Raw genomic sequence first — 20131 nt, forward strand, 5'->3', positions numbered from 1 at the left:
GGTTGTGGATTATGAAGGAAAGACTACTGGAGAAAATGCAGGAAATTTCACCCGAAGAGAGATGTTATCTGGATGGAAATCAGGATATCAAACGGGAAATATACTCCCATCACAATATATCTGAAATAGACAGGAATCTTTTCCTGAGAGAGGGACGGCTGGTAACAGTGCGTCCCCATAGCCGTTTTGTGGACTTCCCGGAGCACAGGCATAATTATATCGAAATGATGTACGTATGCAGCGGAACGATCACACACCTGATTGATAAGAAAGAGATCGTCATGGAAAAGGGGGATCTGCTGCTTCTGAACCAACAGGTACGCCATAGCGTAAAAAGAGCAGAATATAATGACATTGGAATCAATTTTATTGCATTGCCGGAGTATTTTGATATTCCGATTCATATGCTGCGGGAGGATAATGTGCTTGCGGATTTTCTGGTCCACACCTTGAGGCAGGGTAATCAGCAGCCCCAATATCTCTTATTTCGCTTAGGAGATAATCCGCCAATCGAAAATCTGATGGAAAATATGATTTCTTCCATGATAAGCCAAGCGGAGGACGAAGATGTGATGAACCAGTATTCCATGGGTCTTGTGTTCTTATATCTGCTGAAGCATTTGGACAGCCTGACCAATAGCTCCTCACAGAGTTATGAGGATATTGTACTGCAGTCTACGTTAAAATATATAGATTCTAGTTACCGGACGGCAAGCCTGACAAAAATTGCCGCAGACTTCTATCTGTCTCTTCCTGTGCTGAGTAAGATGATCAAGCAGAGTACAGGTTTTACCTTCCAGGAGCTGCTTCAGAGAAAAAGATTCCAGAAAGCAGTCATGCTGCTTCTGGAAACGGATCTGCCCGTTGAAGAGATTTCTTTTGCGGTGGGATATGAGAATCTGAGTTATTTTTACCGGCAGTTTAAAGGGCGGTATGGGATGACGCCGAGGAAGTACCGCAAAGAGCACAGTGGTGACGAACGGGTCAGAATATAACCGCTTTTGGAAAATAGAAAATAAGGACAGTTTTTTTGTTAAATGGGAACCTTATAACAGGTTCTCATTTTTGTTATATTCGTATCAGAACATGAAGAAAGGCTTCAGGAAATTGAAGGAGGAGTGCATGTGAATACATATTATCTGGCAATCGATATCGGTGCTTCCAGCGGAAGGCATATGCTGTCCTGGATAGAAGATGGGAAGATTTGTCTGGAAGAAATTTATCGTTTTGAGAACGGAATGAAGGAGAAAAACGGACATTTGTGCTGGGATTTGGACCGATTATTCGAAGAAATTTTAAGGGGTATGGCAGTATGTAAACAAATCGGGAAAATTCCGGTAAGCATGGGAATTGATACCTGGGCGGTAGATTTTGTTTTGCTTGATCGGGAAGGAAAGATGTTAGGAGAGCCGGTAGGATACCGTGATCACAGAACGGAGGGGATGGATGACGAAGTATATCAGGTCATAAAGCCGGAAGAACTGTATAAGAGGACAGGCATCCAAAAACAAATCTTCAATACCATTTATCAGTTGATGGCAGTGAAGAAACAGACACCGGAATGGCTGGAACAGGCGGAGATGCTGCTGCTGATACCGGATTATTTTAATTATCTGCTGACGGGGGTGAAAAAGACAGAGTATACCAATGCCACGACGACTCAGCTTGTGAATCCGCAAACCTGTGATTGGGACAGGGAATTGATTGAAAAACTGGGATACAGGAAATCCTTGTTTACGCCAATCAGCATGGCGGGAGCTACCGTCGGTCATCTGGCTCATAAGATTCAGGAAAGGGTGGGATTTGACCTGGAGGTCATTCAGGTTGCTTCCCATGATACGGCGTCTGCGGTGCTGTCTGTACCGGCGAAGGAGAAGGATTTTCTCTATATCAGTTCAGGGACCTGGTCGCTTATGGGTGTTGAACAAATGGAGGCGGATTGTTCTGATGCAGCCCGGCAGGCGAATCTGACGAACGAAGGAGGATACGAGTACCGATATCGGTTTTTGAAGAATATCATGGGGCTTTGGATGATTCAGTCGGTGCGTCATGAATGGGATGACAGATATTCTTTTGCAGAGCTTTGCCGGATGGCAGAGGCATGTGACGACTTCCCGGCAAGGGTAGATGTCAATGATAACCGATTCTTATCACCGGAAAGTATGATAGAAGCGATACAGGAATATTGCAGGCATATGGGTCAGGAGGTCCCGGAAACGCCGGGAGAGATTTCTGCGGTGATTTATCACAGTTTTGCCGAGAGCTATGGGAGGACTGTGAAAGAAATAGAAGAAGTGACCGGAAGAAAATATGGCGCCATTCATATCGTGGGAGGCGGGGCCAACGCCGGTTACCTGAACCGGCTGACGGCAAAGGCCACCGGGAAGACGGTGTACAGCGGTCCTACGGAGGCGACGGCGATTGGAAATGTTGTGGTTCAGATGCTGAAGAGAAAGGAATTTGGAAATCTTGAAGAAGCGAGAAGTGTAATCTATGACTCATTTAGAGTAAATTGTGTGGAACCGTAACGTATGAAAAGCTAAAAATGAAATATAACAGGAGGAAAAGGACATGGGTATTTTAGATGCAAAATTTGTACAGGGATTCATTCGTATGTGTAACGACGGCTGGGAGCAGGGCTGGCATGAGAGAAACGGCGGTAATCTGTCCTATCGCATGAAACCGGAAGAAGTAGAAGAGGTTAAGGAATATTTGAAAGCTGACGGCGAGTGGAAGCCGATTGGAACCAGTGTGCCGGGACTTTCCGGGGAATATTTTATGGTGACTGGGAGCGGAAAATATTTCCGAAATGTGATTCTTGATCCGGCAGACAGTACCTGTATTATTGAACTGGATGCGAAGGGCGAAAATTATCGTATCCTCTGGGGACTGGAAAATGGCGGAAGGCCCACCAGTGAATTACCCAGCCATCTGATGAACCATGAAGTGAAAAAGGTGGCATCAGGCGGAACGCACAGAGTAATCTATCATGCGCACACGACCAATGTGATCGCATTGACATTTGTACTGCCACTTACAGATGAAGTGTTCACAAGAGAGCTTTGGGAGATGGCGACAGAGTGTCCGGTCGTATTCCCATCGGGAATCGGCGTTGTAGGATGGATGGTTCCCGGCGGACGGGATATCGCGGTGGCGACCAGTGAACTGATGAAGCAGTATGATGTGGCGATCTGGGCTCATCACGGAATGTTCTGCTCCGGTGAAGATTTTGACCTGACCTTTGGACTTATGCATACCGTAGAAAAATCCGCGGAAATCCTGGTCAAGATGCTGTCTATGAGACCGGATAAGCTGCAGACCATTACCCCGCAGAATTTCCGTGATTTGGCGGTAGATTTCCATGTGACACTGCCGGAAAAATTTTTATATGAAAAATAGGAGGTTATCATGTTAGTTGAGACAAAAGCAAAAATAGGCGTTTTTTCCATCGCATTAGGGGCATATTTGCCTCAGTTCCCGCAGTTAGTACCGGAATTTGAAAGTCAATATGAGGCGTTTAAAAAGACGTTGCCCGATACGGTCGAGATTATTGACGGCGGCATGGTAACGACGAAGGAGCAGTCGCAGGCTGCGGGAGATCTGTTTAGAGCGGCAGATGTGGATCTGGTATTTTTACAGCTTTTAACCTACGCTACTTCCTACAACATGCTTCCGGCCGTGAAAGACTTAGATGTTCCCGTTGTACTTGTGAATATTCAAAAGCTGCGGGCGCTTGATTATGACCATACGGACATCGCCTCCTGGCTTGGCGAGGGCTATGCATGTGGTGCTGTCGGCGAGATGGTAGCCGATCTGGAGCGGTATGGCAAAAGACACGCCGTGATCACCGGCGTTGTAGAAGGCGGCGATCCGGGAGTGCAGGCGGAAATCGAAGACTGGTGCCGTGCGGCCCAGACGAGGAGAAGATTCCGTGATACCAATATTGCACAGATCGGAAGGCCGTACCCGGGCATGATGGACCTGTATATTGATGAATCAAATTTGTACAGAAGAATGCATCTGTATACCAAACAGTTCGACTGGGAAAAGATGTGGGTCATTGCAGAAAATATCACCGATGAAGAAGTGATTCGCAATAAGGCGCAGGAAATTCTGGATACCTTTGATATTGAAGGCGGCGGAACGATCGAGAAGGTATGGGAGATGGCAAAATATGTGGTCGCTTTTGAGAATTGGTGTGAGAAGGAAAAGCTGGGATTAATCGCTTCCCACTATGACGGTTTTGCGAAAGGGCAGGCGGGCGTCCTGGACAGTATGCTAATTCCTGCATTTTCCATGCTGATTAAGCAGGGAGTAGCCTGTGCAGTCGAGGGAGATATGAAGGTTGCCATGGCAATGAGCATTCTGAAGACCATTTCGGGAACCGGTCAGCTTGCGGAAATGTATTCAGTAGACTTTAATGACGATATTGCCATTATCGGGCATAGCGGTTCTGGTGATGCGGATATATCGGATAAGAAACCAACCATGAAGATCGTGGAAGTGTTCCACGGAAAGACCGGGGGCGGCTATCTGACGCAGTTCTATCCTTATACAGGGCCTGTTACTTATCTTGCAATCACGCAGGATGGAGACGGACACTTTAAATTTGTTGCGGCAGAGGGCGTGAATGAGGAAGGGAAGATCCTTTCCTTCGGGGATACGAACATGAGAACCCGGTTTACCTGCGGGGCCAGAGAATTCGTGAACCGCTGGAGCGAATGCGGGCCGACACATCATTTTGCGGCTGCTGCGGGCAGACATATCGATACGATACTCAAGGTGGCAAAGATATTTAATGTGCCGGTTGAAGTTGTGACACGGTAGTTATAAATATCGTTCAGCTTCATTAGGATATTGAAATATAAACAGAATATGTTACTCTTGATCTAGAACAACCGTTACAGGGTGGTAAAAAATAAAAATGCCTACCCTGTTAGCCGACAGGATAGGCGTACCCATTAGGGTATAAACTAACGTTGGCTACCACTTTATGTGGCGGTTGTTCTTTATGTTTTTATATAGCACATCCGGCAGTAGGGCGACTACCTCTGGTGGGAATTTTAAGTCGCCCCGGATAAACAAAATATAAATAAAGAACAAAGACCTCCAAAAGTTATTGAAATTGCAAAAAAAAGAGTGTAAACTAAAATGTTAGAAAAGGCAACACACCTAATAAAATAATTCATAGCGGGCTTATAAATAAGGGAGAAATGATAAAGAAAATGGAAATGCTACATGTAAAAATGTTTGGGAATTTTTCCGTCACTTATGAGGGGAAGTCGTTGCTTGGAAAGAAGATCAGCGAGACGCAGTTCTCTTATCTGATGATGGTGCTGCTGCATAACAGGGAAGAAGGTGTCAGCAGAGAGTACCTGGAGGAGATACTTTTCAGGGATCGGGACCTGGAGAACGTACATCACACGATGCAGAGTGTTATCTACAATACCAAAAAGAAACTGGAGAAATTAGGACTTCCGAAGACGAAGTACATCACGCTGCAGAAGGGGAAATACTGTTGGACAAAAGACATTCCTGTGATAGAGGATGCAGAAGAATTTGACAAATTATATCAGGAGGCGCAGGAGGAGACGGACGAGGACGTGAAGATTCAGCTCCTTATGGACGCCTGCCATACTTATACCGGGGAATTTCTGGAGAATTATGCGGGGATTCTGTGGGTGTCCGCGGAAGCGCGCAAATACAGAACTGCTTTTTACCGCTGTGTGGAGGAAGCGGCAGAGCTTCTCAGAAAACGAGGTGATTATATGCAGCTTCAGGAGCTGGGGCGCTATGCGACCTCGGTTGCGCCATTTTCCGATTGGGAATCCCTCACGATGGAAGCCATGATCGAACTGGGGCAGTACGAGGAGGCCAGTGAGCTGTATGCACAGACCGTAGATACCTATTTTAAAGAGCGGGGCTTAAGACCTTCTCAGAAACTCATGGATTCTCTGAACCATCTGGGAGACCGGCTGGTGCATTCGCATGAGACACTGGACAATATCCAGAAGGAACTGGAGGAGACTGCGGACGAGGGCGGAGGATATCTCTGCAGCTATCCTATATTTCAGGGAATCTATCATATGCTGGCGCGTATGATGGAACGGGGAGGGCAGTCTGTATATCTGATGCTGTGTACGATCGTGGACAGCAAGGGCAATCCCATGCGGAGCGGAGAGCATCTGGAGGAGCTTTCCACCCGTCTCGGCGACGCTATTTGCAAATCCGTCCGCCGGGGTGATGTGATTAACCGATACAGCAAAGGTCAGTATTTGGTGCTGCTGGTCAATACGACGCGCGAGAGCTGTGCGGTCATTCAGAAGAGGATTAACTACAATTTCCTGATCGGACGGCAGCGGACCGGTATTCAATACTATGTGAACAGCGTCGTCAAGGAACATATGTTATAAAATCAAAAAAATAATCAAAAAAGCACATTTAACCCCTATTTCTTTGCTTTTTTGATTATTTCTTTGACTATTGACTTGTTAAAATAAAATTACTAAAAGGAAGCAGACTTATTCTCGTAAGAGGAGGATAGACAGTAAATAGATGGAACATACAGGATTATATATTGGCGCGCCGAATGGCGTTATACTCTGCATAGATGAAAGTGTCGAGTGGAGAAAAGGTGGTCGCCTCTATCACTCCTATCAGATGGAAGCAGAGGAGTTCCAAAGTATGGAACAGGCAATTAAGCTGATGGATCAATTTTTTGACTGGCTTGGTTATCCTTTCCCGAACATGGAACCAAGGAAATTTGAAACAAAGAAAGCTGCCAGTGAAGGCAGAGACAGAATCAGGACGGAAGACAAAAGGAAAGGGTTGGAAAAGGTTATGAGCGACGAGACATTATTGAGACAGCATGGAGATCTGGGGACATTTATCATCCGGGTTCAGCACAGACAGAACAGTACCTGGCAGGGACTGGTGACCTGGTCAGAGAAGAATAAGACCGTAGCTTTTCGCTCGGTACTGGAGCTCATCAAACTGGTCGAGGGGGCAATCGATGAGGCGGAGCCGGTTCAGGAATAATCAATGAATAATAAAGGGGTAATAACATGACAGATAAAGAATTTCGAAGGCTGAAAAGGGGAGATCTGGTAGAGATCATTTATCAGCTGCAGAAGGAACTTGAGGAGGAGAAAGCAAAAAACGAGCAGAAGCTCGCTGAACTTGAGGCAAAGGCACAGGATTTGTCGCAGCTGGAATGTGGGACGTTGGCGGAGGTAGCGGCGAGAGTCAACGGATTATTTTACGCGGTACAGAAGACGGCGGATCAATATCTGGAAGGTATAGAGAAGACGAAGGCTAACATCGAGGCTGAGAAGGAAAATATTTTGGGAAGCGCCAGAGTGGAAAGCAAAGCGACAGTTAAGGCAGCCCGGGAGAAAAGTGAAGCACTCCTTAAGGCTGCTAAAGAGGAAAGCGAAGCTACCCTTAAGGCTGCCAGAGAGGAAAGTGAAGCCACCCTTAAGGCTGCCAGAGAGGAAAGCGAAGCCACCCTTAAGGCAGCTCAGGAAAAAAGCGAGGCAATCCTAAAAGCAGCGCAGGAAGAGAGTGAAGAGATTCGGAAAGCGGCTCAGGAAGAGAGACTTGAGAACCGCAAGGCTGTTGAGACAGAGAAGATCGTGATCCTGAAAACAGCCCAGGAGAAGATTGAAGCGATTCTGAAGGCAGCCCAGATCGGAATCGAAGAGGCTGCGGAAGCAAAGAAGGCAGTGAGAGAAGTAAAAGCTGAGGGGAAAGCGTTGACAGAAAAGCTGGAAGAATAGCAGTAACGAGGAGTATGGAGTATGACAGAAAACGAGGGACGCAAGATACAGCTCCCCACTCTTGAACAGATAGAGACAGAGCGGAATAAACTAAAGTATCGAAGAGAATACCGCAAAATCTTCCTAAGTACCATCGGGGCGCTCCTGGTGGTGGCAGCGATCGCGGTACTGATTGCTACCATGTTTCTTCCGGTTCTGCAGGTATCTGGAACCAGTATGGAGCCTACATTAGAAGATGGCGAGATCATCGTGCTCCGTAAGACAGACAAATTCAAGACCGGCGAACTGGTAGGCTTCTATTACCAGAGCAAGATCCTCCTTAAGAGGGTAATCGGCAAAGCCGGCGATTATATAGATATGGACGAAGAAGGAAATGTATTTGTAAATGGAGAATTGATTGATGAACCATATGTCCTGGAAAAATCGGTCGGGGAATGCGATATCGAATTTCCCTACCAGGTTCCGGAGAATAAGGTTTTCGTGATGGGGGACCACAGGTCTACATCGATAGATAGTAGAAACTCCACCATCGGATGTGTAGATGTGGAGCAGGTAGTCGGAAAGGTAATGTTCCGTGTGTGGCCGTTTGGCCGCTTGGGATTTCTAAAGTAAAGAGGTGCTAAGTATGCAGGAATTATTAAGAAAAGTGAACGAAAGCAGGAAAAAACACAGAAATCTAAATATTGTGCTGTCCGTGCTGGCTGTTCTAGTCGTAGGAGGAGTGCTCTGGAAGCTGACACTGCCGGGTATCACCATGACGACAGATAAGGTTTACTGCGGAAAGGAAGATCATACACATACAGAAGAATGTGAAGCGAACAGAAAACTGATCTGTGGAAAGGATGAGGCAGAAGGCCACACACATAGTGACAGCTGTTATACCGAGAAATCAGAGTTGGTCTGCAGTCAGAAGGAGACAGCAGGCCATACTCACAGTGACAGCTGTTATACCGAACATAGCAAGCTGGTATGCGGTCTGGAAGAAGACGAAGACCATAATCATGGGGCAGACTGCTATGAGACAGTCAAAGAGCTGACCTGCGGAAAAGAAGAGATGGCGGGTCATACACACGGGGCAGATTGCTATAAGAAGGTTAAAGAGCTGGCCTGTGGAAAAGAAGAGGTAGAAGAACATAAACATAATGATAACTGCTATGATAGCAAGAACGCATGCGGTAAAGAGGAACATGTTCATACGCTGGAGTGCTACTCGGACGTAAAAGCTGACGTGGAAGACAGTGCAAAATGGAAGAAGATGTTCAAGGATGTGAAGCTTGGCGACGACTGGGGCGAGAACGTACTCACCATCGCAAAGACACAGATTGGCTACCAGGAGAGCAAGAAGAACTACGAAGTAGCAGAAGACGGCACGACCCTGAAGGGCTATACCAGATACGGCGCATGGTCCGGTAAGAATTACAGTGACTGGGACAGCGCATTTGCTTCCTTCGTTCTGAACTACGCACAGGTTCCGGAAAAAGCTTTTCCGACCAAGCCGGAAGACATGGATACTGTAAAATGGATGAATAAGCTCTCCGAGAGTAAGCTGCTCGGCGGAACCGACGCACAGCCGGAGGCTGGAGATCTGGTATTCTTCAAGAGGAAGGTTAACAATGCGGAGAAAAATTTTGTCGGTATCATCTCTAAGGTTGAGAAAGATAAGGATGAAAAGATTACATACATTAAGGTAATCGAAGGAAATTACCGCTTCGAGGAGAAGGATATCGTAAAAGAGAATGGATATGCTTATACGGACAGCAGCATACAGGCTTATGGGCTTCTGAGCGTGGCTGAGAAGAACTATAAGGGGACGGATGCGACGCAGCAGGAAGAAGCGGTAGAAGCTGCCAAGGAACAGGTTGGAACGGAAGAGACGACGAAAAGGCAGATTTTTAAAACCGCCCGTAGTGAAGAGAAGGCAGCTGCACTTAAGGCAGATGAGGGAATGCAGAGCGATAGCAGAGATGCAGCGCATGGTGCTATTGAGAGCAGAACGATTGCTTCGCTGCCGGTAACTGGTGTTAGTGGCTCAGGAACGACCTATGATCCGAATACAGGGGATTTTCAAACGAATCTAAAAATTGATTTTACGTTTGAGAAAGGAGAAGCCAATGGCAGTTCCGAGTATGTCTTCAACTATCCAAAAGGAGTTTGGGTTCCGGGAAATTTACTCAATAAAGAGGAGGATTTACTGGACGAAAACAAGACGGTTGCTGGTAAATATTCTTTTGTGGAAAATGAAGATGGCACGTATTCTGTCCATGTGAAGTTTGATCAGGATTATCTTAACACGGCAAAAGACAAAATAACTGGTCATGTTGCTTTTGACGGTATACTGACCACTCAAACGGATGAAAAAGGTAATATTAAAATTGACATTGGGACTGACCTGAACATTACGATTCCATCAGAAGACATCACCTATCCGGGAAATGAAACGGATAAGTTTGATATTTCCACTCAAAAGAAAGGTAGCTATGTGAAGGATGGGAATAAGCTGGTTTACACCGTATATGTTCGCTCTGAAAAGGGTACGCCTGATTCAATTAGCTTTAATGACAAGATCACGGCTAATGGCGTGAATTTGGGAACCCCTATAGTAACGGTGAAGGAGAAAACTTACATCGAACATGGTGACTGGCAAGAATATAGTAGTACAGGAGACGATGTTACACCAACTGATTATAGTTATAATAATGGAACTATTTCCATGAGTTTGCCAGGGTTATCCAAAGGTGATGCCACGGAAAAAAGATATCATTGCTATGAGGTTACCTATACCTATGAATTAGGCGACCAAAAGATTGAGCATCTTTCAACGAAAAACAAGGCCATGGTTGAATCGGAAGATGATAAAACCGGAAAAACAGTCAAAGATGAAAAAGAATTCGATGTGAATATTGACAATCGTTATTCTTTGAAAAAATCTGGATGGAATGAAAACGGTAAAGCCAAATGGAAAATTGAGGTCAATACGAATCGCGTAGATATTGCTGGTGCAGTGTTAACCGACGAGATGCTGGGTGAAATCGGTGATGCGACTCAGATTGCTGTGACTCCGAAGGATAAGGGTTACCAGTTTATATATGAAAAGGGGAAGATTATTGGTATCAAATTTACGCCTACGGATGGTGAGGTTAATAAAGAGTATTATACGATTGAATATGTCACTGATGTTACACCAAATTGGAATAAGCAAGAAGTGAACAATACCGTTAAGTTTGACCCAGATCCGAACTATTCCGGAGATGAATTAACCGACACAGGAACTGCTCAAATTCCTGGTGCTGGTAGTGTTAAAAAAACCAGTGGTAACATGACTATTTCTGAGGATGGAAAGACCGGCATAATCGAGTGGAAAGTTGAAGTGAACGTTCCGGCTAGTGGTTTGCCTAAGGGCGCTGTTATCACGGAATCGATGGGTTATTATGCTCACGGAATAACACAGGCACAGATTAATGCCTGGATAGCGTCCTGGAAATGGGAAGGTTCCGACAAGCCGGTGAAACTACCAATTCAGTGGGAGACACAAGAAAAGACTAGCAATAACGTTCCTCCGGAGGCATATCAAAAACTTGTTGGCACACTTACAGAAGATTTGATACCACCAGGTGGTAAGGATGGCAAACTTGTCAGCACCTATTACACTACAGTGGATTTAAGTAAGGCTACAAATCTTGAGACCTCGTACCACAATGAGTTTAAAGTGGATGATAAGAGCGGCAGTGATGATTATGTTTATCGCAAGGATGCGGTAGTGAAAACAGATGGCAATGGTCAAATGGGCGACACTTCCTGCAGCTCTGAAGATGGTAAACTGACTTGGCAGGTTAAGGTTTCCGTCAGTGAAAAGAATAAAGATTGTAAAAAGCTTTCGGTTACAGATACTTTGCCTAAAAATGTGGCATTAGATAGTATTACTCTCAGTAATGGAACAGTGATGGATTTGAATATTAGCAGTGGAAAAATTTCCGGTAGCAACGACGAGTATACTATTAGCGGCACATACGATGCGACAAGTGGAAAAGTTGTATTAGAGATGACAAATAAGACCTCAGATAGCCCAATCAAAAGTAATGCCCTATATGTTTTCACTTTCAATTGTCATGCGGATTTCGAAACAGGGAAGTTTGAAGTGGGTAAAACCTATGAATTTAAAAATGAGGTGAAAGTTCACATCAATGATGTAGAGTTTGGTTCTGATAGTCAACAACAGAAATGGACGTACACGAAGCCTACTGAAGAAAAGGAGGTTCTGAGTAAAACCGGAGCATGGGATAATAATAATCGGCTTTTGAAATATTCTATTCAGATTAATCCAGAGGGGAAAGATTTGGTGGAAGGCGCGGATTTTCTGACTCTTATTGATACATTAGAATATGATAGCAAGGTTCACTATCATAATAATAATAATGATGCAATGATGGAGATCGCACTTGTTCAGAATAGTGTAAAGCTATACAAAGGAATCCTGGATGACCAGGGTAACTTGCAGAAGGGTCCTGAAGTGACAGATTGGAAGTGGACTTATTCCTCGGATAAAGTAGAAAATAGTGGCGATTGGTACATGAAAGTTAAGAACACTATTACTGCTACCGAGGTTCCCGACAGTACCCCTCTGATTTTGGAATATAATTATTCTGTAACTTCCACGATTCCTAAGGGAGAAAGCATGGGGAATCTGCCTATTTCAAATACTGTCAGAATAGAGGGAGCTAGTGAACAAGATACAGAAGGTAATGATAACAAGGAGTGGAAGGATCAATCTTCTTCAGCCGGAATAGACACAGGTAGAAGTTATACTTTTTTCAAGGTAGAGACGGGAAATTATCAAAGTGCTTTAGCGGGAGCTGTATTTTCTGTGTACGAGTGTAATTCTTCAGGAGAAGAGAGCGGTGGGGCTATCGGAACCTATACGACTGACCAGAACGGTATGTTCCAAATCAAGTTTACTGATGAGAACATACATTATGAACACAACAAACTCTACAAAGTGAGAGAGACAGCACCTCCTGAGGGATACAAACTTCCAGCTTCTGTGAAAGAATATTATTTCTATTTCTCTAATACAGAGGCAGAAAATCAATTACCTACACCGCTTCCCACATCGGCGGTAGATTTGACTGAGGCTGGCCAAACGGTGTATGTGGAAAATGAGAACACGATGACCAGCATTAAAGTCAATAAAAAGTGGCTTGATTCTACTACGGGGAAAGATATTACGAAGGATAAGCAAGGACAGATATTGGTTGATTTGTATCAGGTAGCTAATGTTGAGTGTGGTGGAAGTGCATCTGATGAAAGTGGAGCAGGAAATAGTGTAAATGTGAGGTATGAGTTTGGCCAGTGGAATCCCCCTGATGGACGATGGGGTACAGGAAGTTTTAAGTGTCAACCAGGTTCAATCATTAGATTTAGCATTACCTGTGCGTCTAAGCCAACTGTATATTATTATCCATATAATGTGGGATATTATAACGCTGAGAAAGAGGAGATGGGATTTTATTATAAAGATGAAAAATCAAATACGTATTACTATGAGTATGTGGTAAAGGAGCAAGATAAAGAAAGTGGGATTGCTATTGGTGCAATAGCGGGAGATGATAAGACTTCTATAAGTAAAATAACATGTCTTGCATCAACTAATAAATATAAAGAAAGTCCATATATTATTTCTTCTGCCAATGATTGGAGGTTAACTATAAGGAATCTTCCGAAGAAGGGTACAGATGCCAATGGAAAAACCGTATATTATACTTATTATGTAAAAGAGAGTGCTGATGATGAGAGCATGTATCAGGCAAAGTATGAAAACAATAGCGGTATTGTCTCCGGCACCATCACCATTACGAACAAAACAACCATTACCGAGGAGTACGAACTCCCGGAAACCGGTGGATCCGGTACAATTCCATATACAACAGCAGGTCTTAGCATCATGCTGATGGCAGGCTTTATGTATACATTAAAATCCAGGAAAGGAGGGCGTAGGTTCTTCAGAAATTGAATGGATTACAAAAAGTAAAAGGATATTTTAGCAGTCAACAAAATCAAAGGTTTCTTGAAAAGCGCCCTGTATATGGGAGAGCAAGACAGCTTTGATTGTTGGCTGGCTAAGATAGAGAGCGAGGTAGCTGAGAAAATCAGCATACCAAAAAGCAAGTAAAAAATAAAACAAATCAAAAGGAGAGAAAACAATGAAGAAGATGAAAAAAATCATAGCGTTGGCACTTACTTTAGTAATGATGCTGTCTATGAGTATGACAGTATTTGCTGCTCCGGAAGAGGTAGCTTTATCAGTACCAGCCGGTGACAGCCACACTTACGAGGTTTATCAGATTTTTACTGGAGACCTTGCGGGAAAGGTATTATCTGATGTGCATTATGGTGCGAATGCAAGTATTCCAACAGGAAAGAAGGCAGGAGATACGGTAGAGACTAGCGTTTTGAATACAATTAAAGGAATTTCTGGTACAGATGCGGAGAAGGCAGAGGTGCTTAAAACATATGCAAATCTTACTTCTGATCCTTTCACAACGGTAAGTGCTGGTTCAAGTGTTAATGTTCCTACAGGTTATTATTTGATTAAAGATAATAATGTTGATCTTGCAGTCGGTGACGAGCATACACTTTATATTCTGGCTGTAGTGGGTCCGACAGAGATTACGCGTAAAGCAGGTACAACTTCATCAGACAAAAAAGTAGATGATACAAATGATTCTGATACGACTGAAGTGGATAATGGTCAACTGCAGACATCTTCGGACTATGATATTGGTGATAAGGTTCCATATCATGTAACAGCAACTATTTCGGATAAGGTTGAGCAGTATGAGAAATACCATATTACGTTGGAAGATATTCTTGAGACGGGTAAGTTTGATGATATTACACTTGATAAAGAGAATGCCATTAAACTTGGTTCAGACACTATCGCTGATACAGAGAATTATACAGTAACAACTACGTGGATAACGGATCCATCTAAAGATGGTTTTAAAGTTAAAATCGAATTCACGCCTAAAGAGGGCAAAACTCTTGAATCACTGGCTGGAAAAACAATCGCAATCGACTTCACAGCAACGCTTGGTGAAAATGCAGCTATTGGCGAAGAAGGAAATAAGAACACATTGAAAGTTTCTTATAGCAATAACCCGAATGAATCAGATGGTGGTTCTGAAGGACATACTCCGGACAAAGAGGTTATTACCTTTACTTATAAAGTTGTTATTGATAAGTTTAATAATGAAAATCAGCCTTTGGAAGGTGCAGGTTTTACATTGTATAAAGTTTCTAAGGCAGATGCAGAAGCAAATGTAATAGGTAAGGATGCCGCAGCTAAAAATACCGCATGGGCGAACAAGGCTATTACTACATGGACAACTAATGCCATAGATGGTGAGACAGTAGGAACAAAGAATCGTTTTTCATTTAATGGTATTGATGATGGTTACTATGTGCTTTGCGAGACAACCACACCTGCTGGATACAATACTCTTGAACCGCAGGTATTTAAGGTTACAGCTACTCACGACGCGAATGGTTTGGAATTGACCGACTTAAGCGGAAATTGTGTTTCAGGAGAAATTACGTTTACTCCTAATAAGTCAACCGGCGCTTTGAGTGCAAATGTTATCAATAACCAGGGTACAATCCTTCCGGAAACCGGTGGTATCGGTACTACAATCTTCTACGTAGTTGGTGCTATCCTGATGATCGGTGCAGGCGTGATGCTGGTTACCAGAAAGAGAATTTCCAAATAATAGGATAATGTAAGAAATAAAAAAATCGGACGGGGCGGTCTTAGGACCGCCAAGTCCCATTTTTGAAAAGCGGGAGACCGCAATAATACAGCTTTAGGGAGATGCTTATGAAACGAATGAAACGAATGAAAAAAGACAGAGGTTCTACCATTTTGGTCTTTATTTTTTTCATTGGTCTCTCCGTGGTGCTGTATCCATTTATCAGTGATTACTGGAACTCCAGGACACAGTCCCGGGCCATCGCTACGTACAGTGACACGGTCGCGCAGATGGACGAAACGGATTATGAGGCGTTACTTGAGGAAGCGAATGAATATAACAGGGAGCTTCTGGATCTCTCATTTCCCTTTGTGGAGTATGAGAGCCTTGGAAAATATGAGAAAATACTGGATATCAGCGGAACCGGGATCATGGGATATGTGACCATACCGATTCTGGGCGTGGAACTTCCTATTTACCATGGGACGGACGAAGGGGTGCTGCAGGTTGCGGCCGGGCATCTGTCGGGTTCCAGTTTTCCGGTGGGAGGCGTTGGCACCCACGCGGTGATTTCCGCACACAGGGGACTGCCCTCGGCGAAGCTCTTCAGCGATCTGGATGAGATGATGGAGGGCGACATTTTCACGATTACGGTTCTAAATCAGACGATCGCCTATGAGGTGGATCAGATTCGGATTGTTCTTCCGGAAGAGGTGGAGGAATTACAGATCGATGCAGATAAGGATTACTGTACGCTGATGACGTGTACGCCTTATGGCATCAATTCACACCGTCTGCTGGTCCGGGGGATTCGGACGGATGCGCCGGGGCTGACGACAGCCTATGTGCCGGCGGACGCGACACAGATTAATTCTACTGTGGTTTCCATCGCGCTTGCGATACCGATGGTATTTATCCTGCTCATTATCCTGCTGATCGATCAGCGGAGGGTTGATAAGAAGTCAAAGAAAAAACCGGCCGCCGAAGAGGCGGTGGAGCGGATCAAGACCGAAGGAATCGAGAAGTAAGGGAGGATTTTCAATGAAGAAGAAACTGCCGAATATCCTGTTTGGTCTGATTTTCCTGATTGGCTTTGGCATTTTCGCCTATCCGAAGGTGGCGGATCAGTGGAACACGCTGCACCAGAGCCAGGCGATAGCGACCTACGATGATGCGGTGAAGGAATTGGACGAAGAGGATTACAGTCAGATTTGGGAGGCTGCCCGAAACTATAATGCGAAGATAACAAGCAATACATTTGGCGGAGATATATTTACGGCGGCGGACGCCGGAGACGGTCAGGAAGCTGCTGGGGACGAGAAAGATAAAGAAATCGCGCTGGAGGAAACGGAGTACTGGAAGGTCCTGAATGTGGGTGAGACCGGGATCATGGGATATCTTTCTGTTCCCAAGATCAAGCAGAAGTTCCCCATTTACCATGGAACCTCCGAGGGCGTGCTGCAGATTGCGGCGGGACACCTTCCGGGGACGAAGCTTCCCATCGGAGGGGAGAGCTGCCACAGCGCCATTGCGGCGCACCGGGGGCTGCCGTCGGCGAAGCTCTTATCGGATGCGGATCAGCTCCGGGTAGGAGATAAATTCTATATTCATGTGTTGGATGAGGTGCTGGCGTACCAGATCGATCAGATTCTTCCGATGGTGGATAAGGATGACCTGGAGGCACTTACGGATGCGATGCAGATCGTGGAGGGGAAGGATTATGTGACCCTGCTTACGTGTACGCCTTATGGGATCAACAGCCACCGTATGCTGCTGAGGGGGATTCGGGTTCCCTACAATGGTGAGGATGACGAGAAAGCGCTGACGCCGGTGGACAGCATGGTGGAATCCGTACAGAGCTACTACATGCTGTATCTGATGATGGCGGCATTTATCATACTGATGATCCTGTTGCTTTCGAAGATCAGGATCGCGGTGTACAATAGAAAGCATAAGGGAAATAAGGAAATAACAGACCCATCAAGGAGGGAGAAGGATGAATAGGATCAGGAAAAAGAAGGGATATGCAGCCGGGGTACTGGCGCTCATTCTTGCCGTGTCGGGAATGCATCTTGTGGCGGCGAGAGCGGCGGGTGCTCTGAATCTTGCGGATCATACCTGCTCACTTACTCTGGAGACGACGGGCGTGGAGTTCGCGAAGGAGCTGTCCGAAGTGCCGGAGATCCCGGTGAAGTTATACAAGGTGGCTTCCATGGAGGAGACGGCGGATTATACAGTGGATACGGATACATACGGAGAGGATATCGTGATCGAGGACAAAGGGAACGACCGGGCTGCGTGGACGCAGCAGTGGAAGGACCTGGCGGAGAAGATCACGAAGAAGATCGAGGCGGAAGGAAGCACTATCAAGGAGGATACGACTGTGGAGCTGTATCCTGTGGCGGGAGCGTCTACCTCTTACAGCCGGGGAACCGCGGAGGATCTGGAGCCGGGCCTGTATCTGGTGAAGGCGGAGAAGGTGCAGCATGACGGCTACGAGTATTCGTTCAGCCCGTATCTGATCTCGGTTCCTACCAGCGAGTACCGCATGGGTGAAGGAAATGGCGACGATGAGTGGCTGTATGATGTGACGGTGGGGCTGAAGCCTTCGAGGAAGCCGCTGGAAGGCGATATGGAGATCCGGAAGACGTTGAATACTTACAATGAGTCCCTTGGAGAAGTGACCTTTGTCTTTGAGGTGACGGGGAAGGATCCGATCACCGGGGAAGTGGTGTATAATAACGTAGTTTCGATGAATTTCGACGATGGGACGCCGACCGGCACCCAGACCGTGAAGATCACGGGGCTCCCGGTGGGGACCATTGTTACGGTGAAGGAGATCTATAACGGTGGGAGCTATAAGGAAGTGTCCGCTGACTATACGACGACGATCGAGCCGACGAAGGACGGGGTCTCCCAGACGAAGCCGGTGAGTTTTGTAAATGATTATGATGATAAGCTGAAAAAAGGCTACGGCATCGTGAACCATTTTGATTTTGTGGGCGATGAGGCCCATACGGATGAGGATGGCAGCCTGGTGGTGAAGGGCCATTACGAGTGGGAGAGGTGGTTCCCGGATTCCGTGGAAGCGGAGTCGGAGAGCGGGCCCACGGGAAAGGGTTCCGTGCCGGAGGAAGAAGAGCAGAGTGCGCAGTAAAGGAGGGGCAGGAGAATGAAGAACAGGATCAGTAAGAAAATGATCAATAAAAAAACGCTCGTGCTGTCCGGGGCTGCGCTGGTGCTGGTGGGGAGTATTTCCATCAAGAGCGCGATGGCGTATTTTACGACCTATGTGACGGCAAAGGGAGGCTATGAGATCTCCTTTGACACGACGACCACCATCGAGGAGGAGAAGGTGGTGAACCGCATCAAGCAGGTGCAGGTGCAGAATACGGGAGAGAACCCCTGTTATGTGAGGGTGAAATATTTTGTAGGAACGGAGCTGTTTGCCCTGGCGCCGACCCAGACAGACGGCTGGGTGCAGGGAGAGGATGATTACTGGTATTACACCAAAGTCCTGCAGCCCAAAGGAACGGCGGACGGCACGGATCTGACCAGCAGACTGGGGATGCAGATCGTGGCAAAGGACGGTACGAAGGATATGTTCGGCGTAGATGGTGAGTACAGCTATGCCTATGATTTTGATGTAGTAGTCGTTCAGGAGTATGTGCCGGTGCAGGCGGATGCGGATGGGAATCCTCTGGAGCCGACCAGCCCGGATGTTGACTGGACGATGGCTGTGAAAGACGTGAGTGGAGAGGGGGCTGATGAATAATGAGTAAGAACAGGAAAGCCCCGGATAAGAACAGAAAGGCATCAGGTAATAACAGAGATGCCCTGCAGAGGATTAGAAAGATCCTAAAGGGAAGAACGGGAACATTCCTTCTGCTAGGACTCGCGGTGGCATGTTTACTGGGGAGCGGGATCGGGAGCACCCGTGCGGCTCTGCAGATCTACAGTGAGTACTATGAAGCGCGTGTCGGTATGTACGACATCGGCATCACCCTGATGGAGAACGGGAAGGAGATCGCGGTCCGTGACTATGCGAACCAGATGGCTCAGGGCGAGGAGAGCACGGGCTGGACGACGAAGGAAGGCGCGCTTCTGGAGAACATGCTGAAGGAATCGGACGGACGTCTGGTCCCGGAGCGGAAGTACAAGGAGGAGTTGTCCGTTGTGAATTCCGGCTCCATCCCGGAGTATGTACGTGTCCGCATCTACCGCTACTGGGTAGACCCGGAGGCTGGGAAGGATGAGGACGGTAACGAGGTGAAGGTGACCACCATGGATCCCAAGTGGATCAAGCTGGAATTAGATGAGAGCGGCTGGTGGAGAAATGAGGCAGAGTGCACGGATGAGTGTACGGTGCTCTATTACCGCTCGGAGCTGCCGACAGGCGGAGCGGCCGCCTTCTGTAAGAGCATCACCATCGATGATGCGGTGGCGAAGGTGACGAAGACGGAAGTCGGGAACGGAGTCGTGAAGACGACGTATGATTATGAAGGCAGGAAGTTCGTCCTGGAAGTTGATGCGGATGCGGTGCAGAACCATAATGCGAAGGATGCGATCCGCAGTGCCTGGGGCGTGGATCCGGGCTATATCGATTAGGAG

15 protein-coding genes are annotated in these 20131 nt (G+C 46.2%); all 15 read left to right on the plus strand.

Annotation, left to right across the window (positions count from 1 at the left end; translation table 11 throughout):
• The first annotated feature begins 11 nt into the window (after positions 1-11).
• On the plus strand, positions 12-995 hold the full coding sequence (locus ABXS75_01870; GenBank protein ID XCP85574.1) for an AraC family transcriptional regulator: 984 nt from the start codon (positions 12-14) through the stop codon (positions 993-995).
• Positions 996-1124: 129 nt separating this feature from the next.
• Positions 1125-2528: a rhamnulokinase gene (rhaB, locus tag ABXS75_01875; GenBank protein XCP85575.1), complete on the plus strand. Its 1404-nt coding sequence runs from the start codon at positions 1125-1127 to the stop codon at positions 2526-2528.
• Between the two features lie 43 nt (positions 2529-2571).
• Entirely contained in the window at positions 2572-3399 is an 828-nt protein-coding gene (gene rhaD / locus ABXS75_01880) for a rhamnulose-1-phosphate aldolase (protein XCP85576.1), read from the plus strand.
• Positions 3400-3408: 9 nt separating this feature from the next.
• Positions 3409-4827 carry an arabinose isomerase gene (locus tag ABXS75_01885; protein XCP85577.1) on the plus strand — a complete coding sequence of 473 codons (1419 nt, stop codon included), beginning with the start codon at positions 3409-3411 and terminating at the stop codon, positions 4825-4827.
• A 398-nt stretch (positions 4828-5225) separates the two neighbouring features.
• Positions 5226-6413, plus strand: a complete 1188-nt coding sequence (locus tag ABXS75_01890; protein ID XCP85578.1) for a BTAD domain-containing putative transcriptional regulator — start codon at positions 5226-5228, stop codon at positions 6411-6413.
• A gap of 271 nt (positions 6414-6684) precedes the next feature.
• Entirely contained in the window at positions 6685-7038 is a 354-nt protein-coding gene (locus ABXS75_01895; protein XCP85579.1) for a hypothetical protein, read from the plus strand.
• Positions 7039-7064: 26 nt separating this feature from the next.
• Positions 7065-7778, plus strand: a complete 714-nt coding sequence (locus ABXS75_01900) for a hypothetical protein (GenBank protein ID XCP85580.1) — start codon at positions 7065-7067, stop codon at positions 7776-7778.
• Positions 7779-7799: 21 nt separating this feature from the next.
• The gene (lepB, locus tag ABXS75_01905; GenBank protein ID XCP85581.1) at positions 7800-8390 is read left to right on the plus strand and encodes a signal peptidase I; all 591 of its coding nucleotides are present in this window, start codon (positions 7800-7802) and stop codon (positions 8388-8390) included.
• Between the two features lie 442 nt (positions 8391-8832).
• Positions 8833-13785 carry a SpaA isopeptide-forming pilin-related protein gene (locus ABXS75_01910; protein ID XCP85582.1) on the plus strand — a complete coding sequence of 1651 codons (4953 nt, stop codon included), beginning with the start codon at positions 8833-8835 and terminating at the stop codon, positions 13783-13785.
• Positions 13786-13975: 190 nt separating this feature from the next.
• A complete protein-coding gene (locus ABXS75_01915; protein XCP85583.1) occupies positions 13976-15541 on the plus strand; it encodes a SpaH/EbpB family LPXTG-anchored major pilin in 1566 nt (521 codons plus the stop codon).
• 107 nt (positions 15542-15648) lie between these two features.
• A complete protein-coding gene (locus ABXS75_01920) occupies positions 15649-16548 on the plus strand; it encodes a class C sortase (GenBank protein ID XCP85584.1) in 900 nt (299 codons plus the stop codon).
• Positions 16549-16561: 13 nt separating this feature from the next.
• Complete coding sequence (locus ABXS75_01925) at positions 16562-17524, plus strand: class C sortase (protein XCP85585.1); 963 nt, start codon at positions 16562-16564, stop codon at positions 17522-17524.
• Positions 17517-18677, plus strand: coding sequence for a DUF5979 domain-containing protein (locus tag ABXS75_01930; GenBank protein XCP85586.1), 1161 nt, complete (start codon positions 17517-17519; stop codon positions 18675-18677). The genes ABXS75_01925 and ABXS75_01930 overlap by 8 nt, the downstream gene beginning before the upstream one ends.
• A gap of 15 nt (positions 18678-18692) precedes the next feature.
• Positions 18693-19295, plus strand: coding sequence for a hypothetical protein (locus ABXS75_01935; protein ID XCP85587.1), 603 nt, complete (start codon positions 18693-18695; stop codon positions 19293-19295).
• Entirely contained in the window at positions 19295-20128 is an 834-nt protein-coding gene (locus ABXS75_01940; GenBank protein XCP85588.1) for a hypothetical protein, read from the plus strand. Before ABXS75_01935 ends, ABXS75_01940 begins: the two co-directional genes overlap by 1 nt.
• Positions 20129-20131: the final 3 nt, after the last annotated feature.

Origin of the sequence: Roseburia hominis (genome assembly GCA_040702975.1) — a bacterium.
Classification (GTDB): Bacteria; Bacillota; Clostridia; order Lachnospirales; family Lachnospiraceae; genus Allocoprococcus; species Allocoprococcus hominis_A.

Coding starts and splice junctions, on each gene's coding strand:
- ABXS75_01870 (XCP85574.1), top strand. CDS start 12: ATGAAGGAAAGACTACTGGAGAAAATGCAGGAAATTTCACCCGAAGAG.
- rhaD (XCP85576.1), top strand. CDS start 2,572: ATGGGTATTTTAGATGCAAAATTTGTACAGGGATTCATTCGTATGTGT.
- ABXS75_01885 (XCP85577.1), top strand. CDS start 3,409: ATGTTAGTTGAGACAAAAGCAAAAATAGGCGTTTTTTCCATCGCATTA.
- ABXS75_01890 (XCP85578.1), top strand. CDS start 5,226: ATGGAAATGCTACATGTAAAAATGTTTGGGAATTTTTCCGTCACTTAT.
- ABXS75_01895 (XCP85579.1), top strand. CDS start 6,685: ATGGAACAGGCAATTAAGCTGATGGATCAATTTTTTGACTGGCTTGGT.
- ABXS75_01900 (XCP85580.1), top strand. CDS start 7,065: ATGACAGATAAAGAATTTCGAAGGCTGAAAAGGGGAGATCTGGTAGAG.
- lepB (XCP85581.1), top strand. CDS start 7,800: ATGACAGAAAACGAGGGACGCAAGATACAGCTCCCCACTCTTGAACAG.
- ABXS75_01910 (XCP85582.1), top strand. CDS start 8,833: ATGGCGGGTCATACACACGGGGCAGATTGCTATAAGAAGGTTAAAGAG.
- ABXS75_01915 (XCP85583.1), top strand. CDS start 13,976: ATGAAGAAGATGAAAAAAATCATAGCGTTGGCACTTACTTTAGTAATG.
- ABXS75_01920 (XCP85584.1), top strand. CDS start 15,649: ATGAAACGAATGAAACGAATGAAAAAAGACAGAGGTTCTACCATTTTG.
- ABXS75_01925 (XCP85585.1), top strand. CDS start 16,562: ATGAAGAAGAAACTGCCGAATATCCTGTTTGGTCTGATTTTCCTGATT.
- ABXS75_01930 (XCP85586.1), top strand. CDS start 17,517: ATGAATAGGATCAGGAAAAAGAAGGGATATGCAGCCGGGGTACTGGCG.
- ABXS75_01935 (XCP85587.1), top strand. CDS start 18,693: ATGAAGAACAGGATCAGTAAGAAAATGATCAATAAAAAAACGCTCGTG.
- ABXS75_01940 (XCP85588.1), top strand. CDS start 19,295: ATGAGTAAGAACAGGAAAGCCCCGGATAAGAACAGAAAGGCATCAGGT.